The sequence below is a fragment of the Sinomonas sp. G460-2 genome (genome assembly GCF_047759905.1).
Taxonomy (GTDB): Bacteria; Actinomycetota; Actinomycetes; order Actinomycetales; family Micrococcaceae; genus Sinomonas.
The window spans coordinates 1-1,095 of record NZ_JBKZWT010000563.1 but is presented as its reverse complement, the minus strand read 5'-3'; the positions used below and the strand labels follow the sequence as shown (position 1 = coordinate 1,095).

Here is a 1,095-nt window from a genome sequence, read left to right as displayed (position 1 = left end):
GTCGCCGCGATCGTCGTGGGCGCGCTCGTGATCCCCGCGCTCGTGCCCGGCTTCGACCGAGGGAGTTTCCCCGAGGGCTCACGGCTCAAGTACTTCGGCCAGAACGTGGGCCTCAATCCGTTCATCAGCCTGGGCAGCGACCTCCGCAGTGCGCAGGGCGTCGGGATCATCCACTACGCGACCGACTCGACCCAACCCGTGTACCTCCAGACCGTCACCGTCGATTCGTTCGACGGCAGCACGTGGGGTCCGGACAACCGCGACGACCAGCGCCACTATTCGCTCGACGCCATCACCCCGAGCACGGCGCAGACCGCCGCGCTCACCGCGACGACGACCGTCATCTCAACCGGCAACTTCACGAGCCCCTACCTTCCGGCCCCCTATGCGCCAACGGCGGTCACCGGCGTCGAGGGTCGCTTCGGCTGGGACCCGTTCAACCTCAGCATCAAGGGCGAGCCGGGCGGAAGCCTCGAGCAGAACTACGTGGTCCGCTCCGTCATGCCGAACGTGACCGCGGCGCAGCTCGACGCCGCGCGCTCCGGCCCGCGCGGGATCGGCCGCGAGACCTCGAACGTCCCCGGCGGTGTGCCGAACCTCGTGCGCACGACGGCGGAGAGCGTCACCAAGGGCGCGGCGTCGCAGTACGCGAAGGCCCTCGCCATCCAGGCCTACCTCCGGACCTTCACCTACTCGGAGCAGGCCCCCGTCCAGGACGGCTACGACGGCACGGGCATGGACGTCCTCGAGAAGTTCCTCGAGAAGAAGTCGGGCTACTGCATCCACTTCTCCGCGGCGATGGCCGTCATGGCCCGCCTCGTGGGCATCCCGAGCCGTATCGCCGTGGGCTTCGCTCCCGGGCATCCGACGGGTGGGACGGTCGCGGTCGCGGGCGTCGGGTCGCTTCCCGAGTACCAGGTCGACGCGCGCGACGCCCACGCGTGGCCCGAGCTCTACTTCGAGGGGCTCGGCTGGATCCCGTTCGAGCCCACGCCGTCCCGCGGAGTGCTTCCCGCCTACGCGCAGACGGATTCGCCGTCCGGGGCGAGCACGAACATCGACAACCCCAACGACGGGCTCAAGCCGACCGGCGGC

1 protein-coding gene is annotated in these 1,095 nt (G+C 70.0%); it reads left to right on the top strand.

Annotated elements, in window-relative coordinates:
• Positions 1-1,095: transglutaminaseTgpA domain-containing protein (locus ACLN58_RS22470; protein ID WP_415857420.1), on the top strand; the 1,095-nt coding region annotated here is incomplete at both ends.